General features: G+C 43.0%; 19 protein-coding genes. 6 read left to right on the plus strand and 13 right to left on the minus strand.

All coding sequences use genetic code 11. The annotated features are described in order from the left end of the window. Window position 1 precedes the first annotated feature (1 nt). The 7 genes from QL982_RS07550 to QL982_RS07580 form a co-directional block, all read right to left on the minus strand. Window positions 2-1,045 carry a nitronate monooxygenase gene (locus QL982_RS07550; protein ID WP_290164285.1) on the minus strand — a complete coding sequence of 348 codons (1,044 nt, stop codon included), beginning with the start codon at window positions 1,043-1,045 and terminating at the stop codon, window positions 2-4. A gap of 178 nt (window positions 1,046-1,223) precedes the next feature. Then, on the minus strand, window positions 1,224-2,252 hold the full coding sequence (locus tag QL982_RS07555; RefSeq protein ID WP_290164286.1) for a hypothetical protein: 1,029 nt from the start codon (window positions 2,250-2,252) through the stop codon (window positions 1,224-1,226). A 370-nt stretch (window positions 2,253-2,622) separates the two neighbouring features. Next, window positions 2,623-3,000 (minus strand): VOC family protein, encoded by a 378-nt coding sequence (locus tag QL982_RS07560; RefSeq protein ID WP_290164287.1) that lies wholly within the window; start codon window positions 2,998-3,000, stop codon window positions 2,623-2,625. A gap of 229 nt (window positions 3,001-3,229) precedes the next feature. Next, on the minus strand, window positions 3,230-3,607 hold the full coding sequence (locus tag QL982_RS07565) for a DsrE family protein (RefSeq protein WP_197099517.1): 378 nt from the start codon (window positions 3,605-3,607) through the stop codon (window positions 3,230-3,232). 364 nt (window positions 3,608-3,971) lie between these two features. Beyond that, window positions 3,972-4,514, minus strand: coding sequence for an acyl-CoA thioesterase (locus QL982_RS07570; protein ID WP_290166194.1), 543 nt, complete (start codon window positions 4,512-4,514; stop codon window positions 3,972-3,974). Between the two features lie 243 nt (window positions 4,515-4,757). Beyond that, a complete protein-coding gene (locus tag QL982_RS07575) occupies window positions 4,758-5,900 on the minus strand; it encodes an alpha/beta fold hydrolase (protein WP_290163266.1) in 1,143 nt (380 codons plus the stop codon). A gap of 235 nt (window positions 5,901-6,135) precedes the next feature. Then, on the minus strand, window positions 6,136-6,732 hold the full coding sequence (locus QL982_RS07580; RefSeq protein WP_290163264.1) for a YigZ family protein: 597 nt from the start codon (window positions 6,730-6,732) through the stop codon (window positions 6,136-6,138). A 302-nt stretch (window positions 6,733-7,034) separates the two neighbouring features. On the opposite strand from QL982_RS07580, the gene QL982_RS07585 reads away from it, so the two are divergent. Both QL982_RS07585 and QL982_RS07590 read left to right on the plus strand, forming a co-directional pair. Next, window positions 7,035-7,739, plus strand: a complete 705-nt coding sequence (locus QL982_RS07585; RefSeq protein WP_197099524.1) for a 16S rRNA pseudouridine(516) synthase — start codon at window positions 7,035-7,037, stop codon at window positions 7,737-7,739. 369 nt (window positions 7,740-8,108) lie between these two features. Then, window positions 8,109-9,173 carry a disulfide isomerase DsbC N-terminal domain-containing protein gene (locus QL982_RS07590; RefSeq protein ID WP_290163261.1) on the plus strand — a complete coding sequence of 355 codons (1,065 nt, stop codon included), beginning with the start codon at window positions 8,109-8,111 and terminating at the stop codon, window positions 9,171-9,173. A gap of 156 nt (window positions 9,174-9,329) precedes the next feature. Here QL982_RS07590 and QL982_RS07595 read toward each other — a convergent pair whose 3' ends face one another. Next, window positions 9,330-9,980, minus strand: coding sequence for a DUF2939 domain-containing protein (locus QL982_RS07595; protein WP_290163256.1), 651 nt, complete (start codon window positions 9,978-9,980; stop codon window positions 9,330-9,332). Between the two features lie 448 nt (window positions 9,981-10,428). Here QL982_RS07595 and dnaJ point away from each other — a divergent pair, with 448 nt between their 5' ends. From dnaJ to QL982_RS07610, 3 genes are all read left to right on the plus strand, one after another. After that, window positions 10,429-11,568, plus strand: a complete 1,140-nt coding sequence (gene dnaJ / locus QL982_RS07600; protein WP_290163254.1) for a molecular chaperone DnaJ — start codon at window positions 10,429-10,431, stop codon at window positions 11,566-11,568. A 173-nt stretch (window positions 11,569-11,741) separates the two neighbouring features. Beyond that, window positions 11,742-12,572 carry a 4-hydroxy-tetrahydrodipicolinate reductase gene (gene dapB, locus QL982_RS07605; protein WP_290163252.1) on the plus strand — a complete coding sequence of 277 codons (831 nt, stop codon included), beginning with the start codon at window positions 11,742-11,744 and terminating at the stop codon, window positions 12,570-12,572. A 60-nt stretch (window positions 12,573-12,632) separates the two neighbouring features. Continuing rightward, window positions 12,633-13,538 carry a hypothetical protein gene (locus QL982_RS07610; RefSeq protein WP_290163250.1) on the plus strand — a complete coding sequence of 302 codons (906 nt, stop codon included), beginning with the start codon at window positions 12,633-12,635 and terminating at the stop codon, window positions 13,536-13,538. Between the two features lie 269 nt (window positions 13,539-13,807). On the opposite strand, the gene QL982_RS07615 is transcribed toward QL982_RS07610, so the two are convergent. From QL982_RS07615 to QL982_RS07635, 5 genes are all read right to left on the minus strand, one after another. Beyond that, window positions 13,808-14,983, minus strand: coding sequence for a type III PLP-dependent enzyme (locus QL982_RS07615; RefSeq protein ID WP_290163271.1), 1,176 nt, complete (start codon window positions 14,981-14,983; stop codon window positions 13,808-13,810). Window positions 14,984-15,130: 147 nt separating this feature from the next. Further along, window positions 15,131-15,685, minus strand: a complete 555-nt coding sequence (def, locus tag QL982_RS07620; protein ID WP_290163248.1) for a peptide deformylase — start codon at window positions 15,683-15,685, stop codon at window positions 15,131-15,133. A 210-nt stretch (window positions 15,686-15,895) separates the two neighbouring features. Next, on the minus strand, window positions 15,896-16,150 hold the full coding sequence (locus QL982_RS07625; RefSeq protein ID WP_290190255.1) for a GlsB/YeaQ/YmgE family stress response membrane protein: 255 nt from the start codon (window positions 16,148-16,150) through the stop codon (window positions 15,896-15,898). A 287-nt stretch (window positions 16,151-16,437) separates the two neighbouring features. Continuing rightward, window positions 16,438-17,925 (minus strand): UDP-N-acetylmuramate:L-alanyl-gamma-D-glutamyl-meso-diaminopimelate ligase, encoded by a 1,488-nt coding sequence (gene mpl / locus QL982_RS07630; RefSeq protein ID WP_290163244.1) that lies wholly within the window; start codon window positions 17,923-17,925, stop codon window positions 16,438-16,440. A gap of 295 nt (window positions 17,926-18,220) precedes the next feature. After that, window positions 18,221-18,847, minus strand: coding sequence for a copper resistance protein NlpE N-terminal domain-containing protein (locus QL982_RS07635; protein ID WP_290190256.1), 627 nt, complete (start codon window positions 18,845-18,847; stop codon window positions 18,221-18,223). Between the two features lie 440 nt (window positions 18,848-19,287). Here QL982_RS07635 and QL982_RS07640 point away from each other — a divergent pair, with 440 nt between their 5' ends. Further along, window positions 19,288-19,599 (plus strand): transposase, encoded by a 312-nt coding sequence (locus QL982_RS07640; protein WP_290166129.1) that lies wholly within the window; start codon window positions 19,288-19,290, stop codon window positions 19,597-19,599. The last annotated feature ends 154 nt before the right edge of the window (window positions 19,600-19,753 follow it).

Genomic DNA, 19,753 nt, shown 5'->3' on the forward strand with positions numbered 1-19,753 from the left:
TTTATAACGCTTTTACCAACCGCTCAAGCAGTTCAAGCGTGCTTTCTTGTTTGACCAAGGCTACCCCTTGTCCAGCCCAAAGGGATTGATGTTCTGCATCTCTGTTCTGAGACGCATTAGCTCGCATAAATTTGGTCATGGCATTTAATTGAGGATAGGGCGGTAGCTCATTAGCGCTTTCAAATTTGGCAAAGTCACGTAGATAATTATTCAATAAACCACGAGCGAGTTTACCTGAGAATAATCGAGTTAAGCGTGTCTCAGCGCTGCGTTTGCTATGACTGGCATCGAGTAAAGCTTGTTTATAAATGTCATTGATACCGCATTTGTCTGTGGTCAAAAACGCTGTACCTATTTGTGCCAGCTCTGCACCAGCTGCCTGAACAGCTTTAATGGCTTGGGCGTTCATGATGCCACCTGCTGCGATCAACGGAATATCGGTACAGGCACGCGTTTGACCAATCAGCGTCAACAACCCCAATGGATCGCTTTCACTTTGCGGCAGCCAACCACCGCGATGTCCGCCAGCCTCAGACCCTTGCACACATACCGCATCTGCACCAATATCTGCCCATGCTTTCGCTTCTAATGGATGATTGGCAGTGCCGATGACACGCGTGCCGAGACTTTGCAGATGCTGAACTTGCTCGGCACTGATAATACCAAAGGTAAAACTGGCAACAGGAACAGGATTGTCATAGAGCACTTGTAGCTGATCTAAAAAGCTTAGCGCTGGGCGTTCAGGTAGTGCAAATTCGATATGGTTGTCTTGATAGTACTCACTCAGCCAAGCGGGGAGTTCGGTATCAAAGGTTGTACAGTCCTGCTCAGAGAGCACCATCAGATTGATCATAAAAGGTCGGTCAGTGAGCGATTTAATGGTATCAATTTGGCCAGTTAAAACATCTGGCGCCGTCATGCCAGACCCTAATGAGCCCAGTCCGCCAAAGTTACTCACCGTCGCTGCCAGTTCAGGTGTGGTTGCTCCTGCCATGGGTGCTTGGATGATAGGGTAGGTTAAGTTTAGAGTATCAAGTAAGGTCATGACGGGCCGCCTTTTTAGTAGGGTGTTTGCATGACTTACTTTAACAGAGCTGAGTACAGAGTATGTGAGATAGTGTTTATTTAGTTGCTGAATAGGAAGGTTTTTATTAGTCGGTGCTTTAGAGGGTTTTGGTTCCGCTTCGAAACGCTGTGTAATGTTCTAGATTTCCTGACCTTTATCACTTCCATGGAATAGCAGCACGTATTTTTTCGCTCATTGTGAAGGCTTTGATTAAGAATAAATCCTTTTGCGTTTGCGCAACGATTGTTTTATATAACTCAATTGCTTCATCATCAGAAGACGGAGTAGGCTGTTGATCAACAAAGCGCGTTAAAATGTCATGATAAGTCATGTTATTTAACTTGAAATTATCTGAGCCTACTTGTGCTAAATAATCGGTTATTATTTTTTCAACTTGATAGATATTGCTATATATTTTGTCAGTATAAAAATATTGTTTATTGCGCATGCTAACCATTGAAGGCGACGAATAAATCACTGTTAATCTTCTTTCAAGGGCATCTTCTCTCCAGTCAGGCTCTGAATATAATTGTGCCATTGAAGTACCATCTAACTGTTTCATAGAACTCATATTACTCAGGTCTTCTTTAATTTCACCAGATAAAAAGTCCGCAATATCGATATTTACATTTTTACCGACAAATTGCGTTGCCTCTCCAATGAAATACCCCCGAGAATGTTCTGGAAAATCATTATTGATGTAGGCGTAGGAGTTATTCAGTCTGCCTATGGTCATTGGGTGTTCTAAGTAGCTTTGCTTTATCTCAGAAAGCATTTCATCATAAGGTACTAATTCAGTATCATATACAATATATACCTCTTGAATGATATTTTTGCTGTCAGTAAACACACCAATTTCTTTTATATTTCCATATTCAGTTGAAGACATATCGGTTAATAGGTTATAAAATCTATATCCCAAGGGACGATTATCGAACCGTTCACTATTCCAATCCTGTAAGGTCGGTTCAAGGCCTGGATGTTTTTGCATTGCCACGTCAATAGAGTCTTTACCAACTGTAATACCCAGTGGGCTAGCAATTGCTAAATCATCACGATTAATATCGCTAAGTTTGCTAGCAACTGAAGGAGCGTCTATATTGGTCGTAACTCTCTCATCAGCATGACTAAAGGCGGTCGTAAGAAACCCAATGCTCAGGATGGATAAAAATAGTTTACAGTTCATCGAAATACCTATGTAAATAATTAATTAAATACCCACCGTCTTATAATGATAAGAGCTACTCAATTTATAGTAATCAGCAAGCAAAATAACGATTATTCGGACACAAAAAAAGCGAGTGTTCACCCGCTTTGAATATACAATCATACATTTAAAAAATATAAAAGTGAACATGTTTCCGCTATTGTACTTCCTCGGATAAAGTTACTTACTATCGCTGCCAGTTCGGGTGTGGTTGAATGATAGGGTGGGTTTTGGCTACGGATTTGTAGTTAAAAAGCTTGACTGCGAAGTTGTAGTTAAGATAGTTGGCTATGGTTCTATAGTTAATGTTTATTGACCCATAAGCTGAATGCGAACTGACTCTAATCCTTTAACTAAGCGGCTTTATCGTTAGGATGACGCCGAATCCGTCTGGATCAGTCAACTCGATACCTTTTTCATGCCAATAAGGATTTTGTGAGGTGATTGGTAGTATATCTGCCTGTTTCGCTTTACCTATAATGGTTTGGATTTCCTCTTTGCTATCTAAGTAAAATACGATCAAATCGTCCCTGTCAGGATGATGGTTTGCTTTATTAGCGGAATAGGTAAACTCCATATGCCAATCCTGATTGGGAAATCCTAAAAAAACACCATCGTAATCATTATGGTTTTTGAAATCGCCAAGCTTTTCCAGTCCAATAATGTTCTGATAAAAATTGATAAGGTTGTCCAAATTATTGGTGTGTCGCGCATATCGAAATTTCATAAGTATCCTTACTCATCTAGGAGAAGCGGTATAGAGTTCAAATCAGTGACAACCAAATGAAGGCAAAATGAGCATAACAGTGGTCGCATAACTGTCTTCGAACTTACGATGACAAAAACGATTCAAGAGCTAATTTATTCTATAAAAAATGAGTCACCTTCCCAAATTATCAAAGTGATATTTAAGAAAACTGACCCATTCCTATAACTTTACGTTTTAACGTTTGCTACTAACTCAACTGCAAAGACCCCTTCGCATTCATCAGCAGCTCAACCACGTCATCACCACTGATAACCGTGAAGCGCTTGTCGATGGCTGACTCTCCGATACCGTTATGTTTCATACAGGCACTACAGACTAATACTTGGCCACCTTTTTCGATAAAGGCTTCTAGTAACTCGCCAGCAGGTTCAAACGGTGCACCGATATCCACTTTTGCCAACGCGTTGGGCAATGCCAAATGTACGGCATCTACCATCAATATTACTGAGGCAGAGTGTCCTTTTTTAAGTGCCACACCTGCCATGGTAAAAGCCAAGGTGATTTTGCTTGGATTCGATTCGCTATTGTCGAATAGCGTACCGACGTAATCCGTATTATTAATCATATTATTTTCCTTATGAGACTATTTTTAATTAGATAGTATTTGGTTGAGTGTCAAACTCACTACCATCCTAACATTTAATATATTTATTTATATAATGTATTGTTATGCAATAGTAGCCATAAGGTGGCTTGTTTGTGACGTGCTTTCAATAAACGCTTAGGGCGTGTCCTCAATTCAAACGAGTGTTCTCTAAATGGGCTAAAAATAGCTAAATTTTGCCAAACATCGTCAAATAGTTGATCAATATCTCGATATTATCTGCACTATTTTCCTCGTTTGACGGCAATTTATCTCATTTTTATCGCCATTTTCAAAATGGGGACAGGCCCTAGTAAGAGTTGTTTTAAGTTAAGATTTCTTGCCACTACTCCGTTGGCGGCCAAGGTCGGTCAGCATCACTGATGATCCACTCTGCCACATAGCCACTCGGTGGTAACTGCCAATCAGATTGCCCCAATACCGATAAGATACGCGCTGTCTCGATGACTTTGCCACCTTCAGTCACGCCAGTACGCAGTAGGGCAGAGGAGCAGGGCTGGCCCTTGACCCACATGGACTGCTCGATATACATCCAGCGCTCATCGAAGCCAACGATTTTGGTCTTTAGGGTGACTTTTTGAAAGGCGCGAATGCGCTTGCGATATTGGATGGTACTGCCAGCGACGACCAAACCCCAGCGCTGCTTGAGTAAGTGTTTGCCAAGCCCAGTCCGTACCGCAAAGTCGGTGCGTCCCAAATCATAGAGGGTTAAAACGCGGCCATTATTCATCTCCAAAAAGTTATCGATATCAGATAAGCGGCAGCGAAATTGAATCTCACTTGTCTCTTTAAAGGTTAAGGCATTGCCTTTTTTCACTTGCAGTGCCGCATGGGCGATGGTGCTGGCATAACGGATAAATGGATACATGAAACACTCTCAAAAGTTTATAAACGTTGGCGTTATTATTTTGTCATATATGGCAATGATTATTTGTTGTCAGAGACCGCATCTTGATAAGGTTCTCTAGGGCGTGTCCTCATTTTAAAAATGGTGATAAAAATGAGATAAATCGCAGTCAAACAAGGAAAATAGCGCAGATAATATCGAGATATTAGTCAGCTATTTGACACCGTTTGGCAAGATTTAGCCATTTTTAACCCATTTAGATAACTATCGATTGAATTGAGGACACGCCCTAATAGAAGCCACGCCAATATGATTAAAATAGGCACTGACAGTCTCGGGTATCCAGTTGATATCGAACTTTGAGGTTTTTGCTTTTTTACCATTGGTTCCAGATGGCTTAACATTAGATTTATCATCAGTCGATTGCCTGTTTACTGAAGAACTGTCTGTGCCATTTTCTGAATGACTGTCTGAGCGATAACGCAGATAGCCAATATGACCACCATGCGCGGTATCCAAAATAGTGACACTATCGGAGACATCGTTTGGCGTGGCGGTAAAGCCGATAAAAGGATCGTCTTTTGCGCTAATCAGTAATAGTGGACGTGTGACATCTCTTAGATATGGTAGGGCAGAGGACGTATGATAATAATCGTTTTTAGAGCGATAGCCATGACGGGGTGCGGTGAAAATATCATCAAAATCACTGATACGATTGGCCGATTTGATAGAGTTGATTTCGTCTTTGCTCAGATCATTGGCCAACGCTTTTTTGATAATTGGATTGAGCAAATAAGGCGTATAGATACGATGACTCAAAAAGCTGTGCATGGTAATGGCCGCTGACGACATATCTACGGGAGCAGAGATGACCGCAGCGCCTTTGCAGATGGCTTCGTCACCATACTCGCCCATATATTTGGCCAGTGCATTACCACCGAGTGACACGCCAGCCGCATAGATATTGGCATACTGCGCACGTAAGTTTTGTAGCGCGTGATGCACCTCGGCAGTATCACCCGCATTATAAAAAACTCGACCATTAGCTGGAATACCGCCACAACTACGAAAGTGCACCACCACAAAATGCCAGCCTTGCGCATGCATTTGGTATGCTAGCGCGCGAGCATAATGACTATCGCTGCTGCCTTCCATACCATGAAATAGCACAATCAATGGCGTTTGCTCAAGCTCGCCATCTGTTGCTGTATCGATAGGATGCGCATCATAAAAGTCGTAAGCAATATCGGTTTCACTTAAGGAATCTTGCATCACCACGCGGCGATAGGTTGGTGCTTTTGGAGCAAAGAATTTGGGTAAGATGCTTTGTAGATGAGGATTGGTCAGCCAAAATGGCGGTTTGAAAGGGGCTGGAGAGAATGGCTTGTTCGATTTTGAAACAGACATAAATGGCTCTTATTTAATTATTGTTAAAAAGCAATGGCTTATCATACCGATGGCAATGGCCAAAACCAATGCTTTTCAGTGAACGCATGGATACTCAATGTTAGCTATTCAATATCAGCTACTCAATAGCAGTCACTTAAAACAGCTATTTAAAACAACCACTGCAAAGTAGACGCTTAAAAACAGTTATTCAAAAGTAAATACTGAAAAGCAATCAATTAGCATCATGCATTATTCAGGGCTTATCCAACACCCGCCCATCCATCGCCAAGCGTTCTTTTAAACTGTTAATATCTGCCTCAGCGAGTGTCACGGTCAGTGTTACTTGCTTACTATAAACGACGTCATCGATACTGCCATTTAGGCTATCGACGACGTAACGACATTGGGCTTCGGTGGCAAACTCTGCCAATATCTGTACTTGTGCCATTGGGACATAAGGGCTTAATGTCATCTGGTCAACGGCCGCTTGCGCTGAGCCTGCATACGCACGGGTCAGACCACCTGCGCCTAACTTAATACCACCGAAATAGCGCACCACGATGATAATGACATTGCCGATAGATTTGTGCTGCAAGACATTTAATATCGGGCGTCCTGCCGTGCCATTTGGCTCACCATCATCATCAAAGCCAGCACTGGTGGTGTTATTTGGATCGCCAATGATATAAGCCCAGCAGTGGTGACGGGCATCGGGATATTTTTCTCGTAGTTGTTCCACGTGAAACATTGCATCCTCGCGTGACGCTACGGGATAAGCGTAAGCAATAAACTCAGATTTCTTGATTTCTAAGCGAGCAGTGACGGTACGTTTTAGTGTTTGATAGCTCATATTTCATCAGGTCTAGGTTGGATATGGTAAACTTGTCTTACTTTCACTGTCGTCCATATTTGGCGCAGTGTTTATTTAATTTTTATTATAGTACCACTTCTTACCCGTGAAGATAGCGATGCAAGCTCAATGTGAGTGCCTGCGTTGCTGCTATAGTCGGTTCAAGATAATTTAGAGACAAGGACGACTAGTGAAAGGACTACAAACAGTAGACGACATTAGCCTGACATCCTCTCTAATTTAGATAGAACTGAGTATACCGAGGTAGAGTAGGTATCATAAAATGGATGGTAGTAAATAGTATGCGTCTAGATAAATTTATTAGTAAAGCCACTGAGCTGTCACGTAAAGAATCCAAAAAAATCATGCACGCTGGTGAGATTATGGTGAACGAGCAGGTTGTTAAGGATCCTGGTTTGCATGTCGATATCGTCAATGACGAAGTGATGTGGGGCGGCGAACCACTCTCGGTAGCAGCGGGCAATCGTTATATTTTACTTCATAAACCTGAAGGTTTTGAATGTACGCTAAAGGCCAAAGAATACCCTATCGTTACTGAGCTGATTTCAGTTCCAGAGCTTGGTAGCTTACGCATTGCTGGTCGCCTCGATGTCGATACTACTGGTGCGCTGCTGATCAGTGATGACGGTGGTTGGCTACATCGTGTGACCAGTCCTAAGCACGAGCATGCAAAAACATATGAGCTTACCTTAGCTGATGCAATGGATAGCGATGCTCAGGCCAATGCAGTCAAAGAAGTGGCGGAAGGTATCTTGCTAGAAGGTGATCACGAAGAAACCAAACCTGCGGTTCTTGAGTTCATCGATGCAACACATGCGCGCCTGACGTTAGAGCAAGGCAAATATCATCAAGTTAAACGTATGATGGGTTATTTTGGCAATCGAGTGACTGAGCTACATCGTGCCAGCATTGGTCATATCAATTTAGAAGGGTTAGAGAAAGGCGACAGTCGTTTCTTAACACCAGAAGAAGTTGCTAAGTTTTAAGTCGTTACTTTTTTCGATTTGAGATGATTTCGCTTTAAAATGATTTCGCTTTAAAATAACTCGTAAGCATATTTCTAAAATGAGCAGCCACTAAACAGTGTGCTGCTTTTTTTCGTTCATTTTCAGGGCAGTATGTGTTGCCTATCTCTTAAAGCTAGGTAGCAATTTTGCAAAACTGAGCCTTTAATACTTTGAAATCATTGTCCTTGTGCTAAAGTCTTCTCACCTCTTTAATCTCTATATTTACATAATATGGTACTTGTTATGCCACGTGGCGGGCATGAACAATGTGGTTATTAAAAACCATCGCTATTAAACACTATCGTCATTAAATACTGTCATTATTACAAATCAGATAGGACTGTCTCTGTGAAATTATCCGTATTAAAATCTGCTGGTCTAATCAGTACCATACTGTTGGCAACGACTGCATGTGCTGAGCCTAGTGCTAATGATGCTACCAGTAAGAATGTCAGTCAAAGTGCTCAAAGCCCTCAAGATACTGGCACAGTAAGTAAATCTGTTGACAGTCGCTTGCGCCAATTACTGGCTCAGGCAGGTATCAAAACGCAAATCACCTCTATTGAGCCTTCTAACTTACCCAATATGTATCAAGTCAATTTGGCTGGGCAGTTGCCTTTGCATATCACTGAAGATGGTAGATATGTCATCCAAGGTGAGCTACAAAAGAATCCAAGCAAGCGGGTAGTGACCAAAACACCAGCACGCAGCACGAGTGCGCAGGTAGGCAAACCTGTCAGTGCTAGCGTCAAATCTGACATGCTAGCGAATATGGCAGCGCTGAAAAACATGAGTGCTAAAACACCGTTTTTCTATACGGCCGTACCTGGTGTTATTTGGGGGGCGACGTTAGAAGGCGTACCTTTTTTATTATCAGATGATGCGCAGTACATCACCGATGGCGAGATATCTGTCATCGAAAATGGCCAGTTTATTGGGCTTGACGAAGCGTTTGAATCACTAAAAAACCAGTCTGTGTTTGCGACGTTGGATAAGAGCCAACTGATTACCTATCCTGCGACTAGCAAAGAGCGCGCTGTCATCTATGTGGCTGATGATGTGAATTGTCCGTACTGCCGTCGATTGCATCAACAGATACCAATGCTCAATACAAAAGGTGTCACCGTCAACGTTATCGGCTATCCGATATACGAGGCATCACCTGCGCAAATGCGTGGTATTTGGTGTCAAGCTGATGAAAGTAGTCGCCGCAAAGCTTTTGACAAAGCAATGCTAGCGGGTCAGATGACGCCTGCACCAGCGAGCTGTAACACCGATCATATAACGCCGAACCGTGAAAAAGCAGCTGGACTCGCGGTAATGGCGACGCCTGCCATCTATCGTGAAGATGGCGTGCTATATCAGGCGAGTTTTGAAAGTCCAGAATTTCTAGAATTCTTGGGTGTTGAATAATCGATTGGTAGGGTTAAGTGCTTCAGTAATTCAAAAACTTAAGGTATTAGACGGTTAAGCACAGTAATAAAAAACCGCCTTATGAATCAGTTCATAAGGCGGTTTTTTATGGTTCTATTCAGACATTTTTGCATCTCAAAAGCTGTCTTAAATAATTTACGGCAACACGATATCGACGATTTTCCAGTTAATCAAACCTTCACGTTGCATCTCTATCGTGAGTGGATAGCCTTTAACTTGTCCGCTGATAGTGAAGCAATTAATACCGCAATAGCTCAGCTTAGGTTTGTCACTATCAGAGCCTTGAGCCACTTGTTTCTCAAGTTCAGCGGCTTGTTTTGTCATGATTTCCTGCATTTGGCTTTTGACCACTGCATCGACATCGCCGCGCTGAGTGATTAAGGTCTGGATCAAGTTTTTTAAATTGACCTGATTGCTCGCGATAGCCCATGCCGCTGCCAATTCTTTGGTCGCTGTATTGGCCTGACCCTGCGTATTGATAACCTTTTCAATATTCTGCGGGGTGATGGCACCATCAACGGCTTTTGCGATAAAACTATTGGCAGCCTCGGTCAAAGGCTCGCCGCCCAGCTGAGACACTAACGGATATTGGGTCATCGTCGCCGTAAACTGACTGGTCAATTGGTTTTGCACACTAGGCCGCACTTGGTCATAGTCAATGGCCGCTGCAATAGTGGCACCGTCTTTGTCATCGTAGGCATTTTTGAGCTGATACGCGCTGTAGTAAGGCGAGCCTGCATAAATGGCTACCGCAATGATGATTAATAGAACAACCAGCTTTTTCATAAGACATGGGACCTTGTCGCAAACGTCATCATTATGAGTATAGATGACCATAGATATGGCGACAAATATTAGCACGACTGGGCATTGTTCAGGTATGAAAAGCTTTGCCGTAACCTTAATAAATCGTTTGTATTTTGACTCAGCTAGGCTAACTGCTAATTTCATCAGTTAAGCGCTTGATAAATCAGCCGACCATCTCCATAAATAGCGCAAACTTTTTATAATTGATTTGGCTAAGCAGCCCCCACCGTATTTGTTCGTTAAATCCAAGTGTGCTTATTCTGTGACATTGTGCTTCACTATGTTTCATGTGAAACGTTAGAAGATGACTGTGTATAAAAGTAAGACTGACTGCGCATAAGATTAAGACGTATAAGATTGAGACCATCATTGAGTAGCGCGGATGACTTGACGAGCCGGTGTGACTGTAAAGACGATAGGAGAGAGCATGAGTAAGCGCGATTTTTATGAAATATTAGGTGTCAGCAAGACCGCTGATAGCAAAGAAATTAAGCGAGCCTACCGTAAGCTTGCCATGAAATACCATCCAGATCGCAACTCTGATGATCCTGATTCTGAAGACAAGTTCAAAGAAGCATCAATGGCTTATGAAGTACTGAGCGATGCAGAAAAACGCTCAGCCTACGATCGCATGGGTCATGCAGCCTTTGAAAACGGCATGGGTGGCGGCGGCTTCGGCGGCGCAGGCGGCGGTAACTTCCAAGATATCTTTGGCGATATCTTTGGTAACTTCGGCGATATCTTCGGTCAGCAGCGTGGCGGCGGCGGTGGCGGACGTTCGCGCCGTGGCTCTGATTTGCGCTATGTGATTGAGCTAACTTTAGAAGAAGCGGTACGTGGCTGCAAAAAAGAAATCAGCTTTACCGCTCCTGCGCCTTGTGATACCTGTGATGGTAAAGGGGCAAAAAATGCTTCTGATGTCGTGACCTGTCAGACCTGTCATGGACAAGGCCAAGTGCGCATGCAGCAGGGCTTCTTTGCCGTACAGCAAGCTTGCCCTCATTGCGGTGGTACGGGCAAACAAATCAGAAACCCTTGTTCTGATTGTCATGGTAATGGCGTCAAAGACAAATCACGTACGCTAGAAGTCTCTATCCCAGCTGGCGTCGATGATGGTGATCGCGTCCGTCTAGCAGGCGAAGGCGAAGCGGGCGGCGCGGGCGTGCAAAACGGCGATTTGTATGTCGAAGTACGCGTCAAACAGCACAATGTCTTTACCCGTCAAGGCGCTGATCTATATATGGATGTGCCAGTTAGCATCACTGATGCCGCATTGGGCAAAGAAGTTGAAATTCCAACCTTAGATGGCAAAGTGAAAATCAAGGTTGCCGAAGGCACGCAAAGTGGTAAGTTGCTACGTGTGCGCGGCAAAGGCGTGACGCCAGTTCGCACGACCATGAAAGGTGATTTGATTTGCCGTGTCGTCATCGAGACGCCAGTGAATCTGACGCGCGAGCAAAAAGACTTGTTACGTCAATTCCAAGATACTTTGGACGGTGATAGTAAGCATCAACAGTCACCGCATAAAAAATCATTCTTCAAAAAGATTGGCGAGCTATTTGACTGATAGTTTTGCTTAACTGAACAACGTCATTGTTTTTAGCCCAATAGTTTCACGTGAAACTATTGGGCTTTTTGCTGAGTGTATAAAAAGCCACTCGGGTAGGGATATTTGCTAAACTTACGATAAATAGTATTTAAAAGCACCTTTACTAAAAACAAAGCATTTAGGACAAAGATATGAATCAACAAGTAAAAGAACAAACCATCAAAGTCGGTGTCATTGGAGCGGGTGGTCGTATGGGCCGTATGCTTATCGAAGCAGTAAAAGACAACAAGCAAACGATATTAAGCGCAGCGATTGAACGTCAAGGATCGAGCCTAGTAGGGGCTGATGCCGGTGAAGTTGCGGCTATCGGGCACTTGGATGTGCAGATTGTCGATGATCTAAAGACAGTCGTAAATGACATCGACGTACTGATTGATTTCAGCTTACCTGATGCGACTGAACAGAATATGCAGATTTGTGCTGAGCATAATGTTGCGATGGTCATTGGTACGACAGGCTTTAATGAGCAGCAAGAGCACGTATTAGCAAAGGCGAGTGAGCAGATTGCGATTGTTTATGCAGGTAATTACTCAACGGGCGTGAATCTGTCATTGAAGCTACTAGGGATGGCAGCAAAAGCATTTGGTAATGACGCGGATGTAGAAGTCATCGAGGCACACCATAAGCATAAAATCGACGCGCCATCAGGTACCGCTTATATGATGGCAGAAGCTGTCGCTGAAGCTCGTGGACAGAATCTAAAAGACGTCGCTGTTTATGGCCGAGAAGGACAAACGGGCGAACGCGAAGCAGGTACGATTGGTATCCATGCGATTCGTGGTGGTGAAATCATCGGCGATCATACCGTGATGTTTATCGCGGATGGTGAAGTCGTTGAGATTACCCACCGTGCACGCGCGCGCATGACCTTCGCCGCTGGTGCTGTGCGCGCTGCGACTTGGATTATTCAGCAAGAAGTAGGGCAGTACAATATGCAAGACGTGTTAGGGTTAAATGGTTAAGGCGTGTCTTCAACATGCTTTAAATCTCAATAAATGATGAGTCGCTGCTAGGAGCCAAACATGAATACGTTTAGACGGAGTTTGATAACGGTGCTTAGCAGTGCTATTACTGCTAGTAAAAATATTGGCTATGCAGGTCAAACAGTCTTGGCGATCAGTCTGGTGGCTCTGCCTGTCGTTGTTCAAGCCACCACTTATCAGACCTATGTTATTCATACTTATGGCGGTGACACATTACTACCTGCGGTGCGTCAGCAGTTAAACAGCAGTCGTGATGGCGGTACAGTCACAACTTATCAAGACAAATTAGTACTGAACACCACAGCGGCTAATTATCAGGCAGTGCAACAGCTATTGACTCAGATTGATCGTCAGCCACAGGCGCTAACCGTCACAGTGCGTGTCGGCAATAACAGCAGCACACAGAATAATATCCAGCAAGGGCAGGTTATTATTACTAATCGTGGTATCCAAGGGTCAGGTATCATTAATCAAAGGAACAGTCAGCAGCAGGGCAGTAATTCATACCAAATAAAAAACTTATCTGGCAGTGCAGCGAGCATTAGTACTGGCACGCTCTACTCCTTAACTCAGGCTTATAGTAGCAATCGCTATGCAAATAACTATAATCTAAAGCCACAGATTATTATTCAGCAGCAAGTACTGCTACCAACGACACAGGGAATTGCAGTAACACCAAGACTGTTGCCTACTGGCCAAGTTGAAGTACAGCTAGCTCAAGTGGAAGAAACACTGGTGCAATCCAATTCGCCTTATAATCGCAGCAGTTCGGCTAATAATGCTATTCAAAGTCAACGTTTGAATAGTACGATTATCGTGCCTCGCGGACAGTGGATTACGATTGGTCAGATTTCACAAACCAGTCAAAACCAAAGTACCAGCTATGGTGGTAATCAGGCAATCAGTAGTAATAACAGTGTGCCTATTTCACTCTTGGTACAGTAGCCAGTTATCAATGATACGGCTAAACAAGCACAAAAAAGCGCGACACTGTGATTAACAGCGCCGCGCTTTTTTATGGATGACTATTTATAATAAATAGGGTGTATCCTCATTTCAAAAATGGAGATAAAAATGAGATAAATTGCCGTCAAACGAGAAAAATAGTGTAGATAATATCGAGATATTGACCAGCTATTTGACGATTTTTGGCAAAATTTAGCCATTTTTAGCCCAGTTAGATAACTATCGTTTGAATTGAGGATATGCCCTACCTAGTCAATATAAATCACTTCTAATGGCGGAAAACCATTGAACTCTACCGATGAGTAAGAGTTGGTATAAGCACCAGTGGTGAGCCAGTAGATTTTATCACCAATCTCAAGCTCTTCTGGTAGCTGATAGCCTGCTTCTTCATACATAATATCCGTTGAGTCACAGGTTGGACCTGCCAATATTACCGTACCCTCACTGGTAGAGTTTTCCATCTTAGGCGTATAGACAGGGTATTTGATGGCTTCACCCAACGTCTCGATCAAGCCTTGAAATAGACCAACGTCGGTATATACCCAGCGAGTCAAATCAGTGTCAGACTTGCGAGAGATGAGCACCACATCACTGACCAATACCCCTGAACCACCAACCAATGAACGACCTGGCTCTAAAATAATCTCAGGCATTTCATCTTCATTGTAGTCATCAGTCAGATAGCGGGTAATCTCTTCAGCGTAAACCTTGATAGGGTTGACTTCGCTAATGTAGTTGGTTGGGAAGCCGCCGCCCAAATTAATCATTTGCAGCTTAATATCTTCTTCGTTCTTCATCCAGTCAAACATATATTTAACTTTGGCTAACGCATCATCCCATGCTGCGACGTCTTTTTGCTGGCTACCAACATGGAACGAGATGCCATAAGGAACCAAGCCCAATTCACGCGCTTGAACCAACAAATCAATCGCCATGTTTGGATGACAACCAAACTTACGTGATAGCGGCCATTCTGCTGTCTCTGATCCTTGTACCAAGATACGAACAAATATCTTAGAACCTGGAGCATGTTTGGCAATGTTTTTTAGATCGGCTTCTGAGTCAGTCGCATACAGATCAATACCTTTTTCAAAGGCATACTTGACGTGATCGGCTTTTTTGATGGTATTGCCATACGAGATGCGTGATGGCTCAACACCGCAGTTAAGCACGCGATCAAGCTCATAGATAGACGCACAGTCAAAGTTTGAACCAAGGTTTGCCAGTAAGTCGATCACTTCTACAGCAGGGCTCGCTTTCATTGCATAATGCAATTTTGCATTAGGGAACAGGCTCACCATTTCATGATATTTTGTTTCGATACGGCTAAGGTCAACTACCAAAAAAGGGGTCTCGCGACCTTCAGCCACTTTGGTAAATTTCTGCCAGCTGGCAGGGTCAAAATATTGGTCAATTTTGATCATTGTCATAGTAGTAAACCTTTGATGAAAACAGCATCTGTGAGAAAAATTACTGTCAAACAGTGAATGTTAAATATTAACACTCACCGCAGGCATAATTATGTAAAGGGTAAAGACGTAATATAAAGAATAAGTACAAAGAATAGAAAGTTAAGAATTGATGGTTTGTGACTGTTTTTCAGCTGGTTGTGCTTCTTGTTTTTCACGTATTTTGACGACTTTACGTACTTTATCGCGAGCACGAGTCTGTTTTAGACGCGATAAATAATCGACGAATATGACACCATTTAGGTGATCCATCTCATGTTGGATACATACCGCGAGTAAGCCTTCTACTTCTTCGTCAATTTTTTCGCCATTCTCATCCAAGGCTTCAATACGTACTTTGTTTGGACGTTCAACGCTATCATAAACCTCAGGAACGGATAAACAGCCTTCTTCATACGGTTGCTTTTCTTCTACCAATGGCGTGACTTTTGGGTTGATAAAGACCCTAGGTGACGTTTTATCTTCAGATAAATCCATGACGATAAGCTGAATATGTTGATCCACTTGACTGGCCGCAAGCCCAATGCCTTGAGCATCATACATCGTCTCGATCATGTCTGCGATTAAGGTTTTGATTTCAGCAGTCACTTCCTTGACAGGCTTGGCAATCGTACGCAAGCGGGGATCTGGATAATTTAAGATAGGGAGTAGTGCCATAACGCTCACCTCAATGATAAGAACAAAATAGGGTTAATATTATAAGATAAATGGGGACAAAAGTAATGCTTATCAATACTTTTGCACTCATAAGGCGTTCTATGAGCTAAGAATATCTACATTTTGAGAGTGAATCGCACAACAAAGCCCTGCTTAACGCAAGGCTTTGTTTGTATGGTATTTTAATTAGCTAAGATCATGTACAACTAATTATGCACGGCGTTTGCTTACGATCATTTCATACAAGAACAGCAGAATAATCGCACCAATTACTGAGAAGATAAGACCAGTAAAACCGCCATCAGCGTCGATACCGACTAGGTTAGCCAGTAAACCACCAACTAAAGCACCGACGATACCCAGTACGATAGTCATAATCCAACCCATAGGGTCACTGCCTGGTTTGATAGCACGTGCTAATAGACCTGCGACCAGACCTACAATAATTGCTCCAATCCATCCCATTGTTATTCTCCTAATATTCGTAATATTTATAATGAGTTACAAGTTTTAATGACTCTATTGTAAACAGTCGTCAGGCGCAAAAGTAAGCCTAAAATGTTACTACTGTAGGGGCTATGTGATAAAAAAGTCCGATTTGCTATCGCGTAAGGGCAATAGGTAAACGAAAGGTTACAAAGGTAGTAAAGTCGCAAACGTTGGTCGTGATTGATGCTCATTAAAACCAAAAAAACGTGGCTCGTCGATAACGATGCCACGCTTTAATTTTTAATAAGATTTATCCAGCTCAGCTATTTATTACGTAGAGCCGTTAATAGACGCTGATGAATCCCTTCAAAACCACCATTGGACATGACCACAATTGCATCCCCCGCTTTTGCATGATGGCTGATATGTTCAATGATAGCATCCGTGCTCGATAGCACTTGTTGGTTGCCCATATTTGGGTTTGCTACATTGGCTTGTTCGATGACGTCTCTTAGGCCCCATTCTAGTCCAGTCGGCTCATACCATAATGTATGGTCAGCGAGTGCGGCTGATTGGGCCAAGCTGTCTTGGTGAATGCCCATTTTCATGGTGTTACTACGCGGTTCAATAATGGCCCAAATGCGTCTACCCGCCAGTTTCTTTTTGGCACCATCTAAGGTGGTCGTGATGGCTGTTGGATGATGGGCAAAATCATCAAAGACTAAGATATCGTTGACGTCACCGATCAGCTCCATTCGGCGCTTGATTCCAGCAAAGGTAGATAAAGCAGCACAAGCAGTAGAGACGCTGACACCAACGTCGTAAGCGGCGGCGACTGCAACCAAGGCATTATTAACATTATGGATACCGCTCATTGCCCATTCTACAATGGCTGCTGCGTCTTTATCAGCCGCAAAACTGACTCTGAACTGGCTACCATCTGCGCTAATGAGCTCAGCCTGCCAATCGCTACTATCTTTTAGAGTACGTTCATTGTCACTCGTATCAGATAAAGTAGAGTCGATGACGGCGGTACGCCAAACAGGCGTCCAAACCCCTTTTGCTAGCGTATCTTCTAAACTGATGGTCGCGGCTGGCATAATGATTTTGCCAGTGCTGGGAATCATACGCACCATATGATGAAACTGAGTTTGAATTGCATTGAGATCCGCAAAAATATCCGCATGATCAAACTCAAGATTGTTCAAAATAGCGGTGCGTGGGCGATAATGCACAAACTTTGAACGCTTATCAAAAAATGCAGAGTCATACTCATCGGCTTCAATGACAAAATAGCCAGTATCTGAGCTATCCTCACTCGCCTTTTCTGCGCCCAAATAACTGCTGTGCGCAAAGACTTGTTGTAGACGCTCATCAGTCGTATCGACCAACGGTACACCGCCAATCAAAAACCCAGTATCGATACCAGCATAATGCAATATCCAAGCAAGCATGGTGGTGGTGGTGGTTTTACCATGGGTACCCGCAACGGCTATCACATGGCGAGACTGTAACACTTGCTCAGATAAAAATTGCGGGCCTGAGGTATAGCGCATACCAGTATCTAACATATACTCAATCACATCCATGCCACGCTTCATCGCGTTTCCAACGACGACCAAATCTGGCGTTGGTTGCAAATGCGCCACCAGATAGCCTGCTTCGATAGTGACGCCAGCATTTTCGAGTTGAGTGGACATAGGAGGATAGACATTGGCATCTGAACCTGTGACTGTATGCCCAAGCTCGCGCGCCAATAAGGCAAGTGAGCCCATAAAAGTACCACAAATACCAAGAATATGAATATGCATAGACGTTCCGTACGAGCTTGAATAAAAAGGATAGAGAGTGAGTCAACGATATATCTTTATATGCTTCGCTGTTATCAGTAATGGATTTGATAATCCATGGCTACGGTAGCAGTGTGGCATATAAGCAATCATTGTAAAGTAAACGTTGTTCGATGACCAATAAAAAACGCCTAACAAATAGGCGCTATTTAACCAATGAGATTTGGCTGTTTTGACGTTGTGTTATACCTTGATTATTGCTGTATGTTTCATATATCTATTTTTAACAGCCACATCAATACTATTTATTTACGCGTTATTTACGCGACAAAGTGTAGTCATTGTTCAGATTTTTATATTCATCCATCAATATCAGATGGTTGTCTTGGATATGATAGGTTTCGATATTTTTACCTTCATAAACAATGGTAATTTTGTCGTTGTCTTGACGATAGATACCTGACTCTAATAGAGGTAGTCGTGGCTGCTCAGGATTATGATAGGAGCTTGCCTTTAGGACAGAACCATCAGCAAACAGATTCAAGGTGACGTCGATACTGTCACAATCCAAACAAGACACCATGCCACCATAATCTCCCATCAGTGTCGCTTGCAGCATACTGCTTTTCGATTCTGACAGCCTCGTAGAGGTGTTTGTGTACGTATCACTGCTGGATTGAGCCGCTGCAATCAGTGACTGTCCTTCTACTACTTCGTTCAATTCACTATCAAGGTTTGAGACGTCAGCACTGTCATCTTGCATTGACTCCGAAGTATCTTGCGCATTGGTCGAGGCAAATGTAGATACCATCTCTTTGCCGGTATTCGAAGAGGCACTATCACAGCCTACGAGTAGTACACACAGTGGCACTACTAACAGCGAAGGGTTCCATCGTTTTACGATAGCAAGCGTGGTAGCGCAAATAGGTGCAAGATATATCATGATCATACCAAAGACAGTTTTTGAACAAGTATTTTTTAAGCTCATCTATATTATCGACAACATAAAGTTATTGTCAAAAAGAAAGACAGTAAGAAATAGGCATTTAGTAATAATATAAATTAGAAGTTTGATAGCATTATCTTATACTTGAAATACAGATAGCTTGTGGATAAAAAGTGATAGATGACTGAAGTTGACTCATTCATCAGATAAGCTGACTAAAGATATCAAAGGGTTGGGAATATCTCTGTGGGCTTTTTGTTGTTGCTCATGTGTCTAAAAGACAAAGTTGATAGCAAAAATACCTATTGGTATCGCTAATATGGGTTGTAAGAGCGGGTTAATAGTAGACAAAAAAACAGACATTGTATTGAGTGTAGTGGCATAATAAACTTGGACAGCTGCTAAGAGGTTATACTAACCCAAAGAAGGAAAATAGTATGACCAACAAACGCAACCAATATACCCGAGAATTTAAACTTGAAGCCATCAGCTTAGTCACTGATCACAAACGTAAAATACCAGATGTGGCAAGCTCACTGGGTATTGGCAAATCTACCCTGCAGAAATGGCTGACTCAGTACCGTCAAGAAATAAATGGCGAAGCACCTAAAGTCGGCAACGCCTTAACAGATGAGCAGCGAGAGCTCCAAGAGCTGCGTAAACAGGTTAAACGGCTGACTATGGAGCGCGACATCTTAAAAAAGGCTTCTGCTCTGTTGGCCTTGGACAGCCTGAACGGCTATCGCTAATCAGTCAGCTTGCAGAGCAAGACAAACAGGTCAATAAAAGCCTTCTGTGCAAGCTGTTTGGCGTGATGAAGAGTAGTTACTACTATGGAATAAAGCCCAAGCCAATTAGCCTTGAAGCCGTCAAAACCAAAGCCTTAATACGCCAAATATTCAA

Source organism: Psychrobacter sp. 5A.1, from assembly GCF_030407455.1.
GTDB lineage: Bacteria > Pseudomonadota > Gammaproteobacteria > Pseudomonadales > Moraxellaceae > Psychrobacter.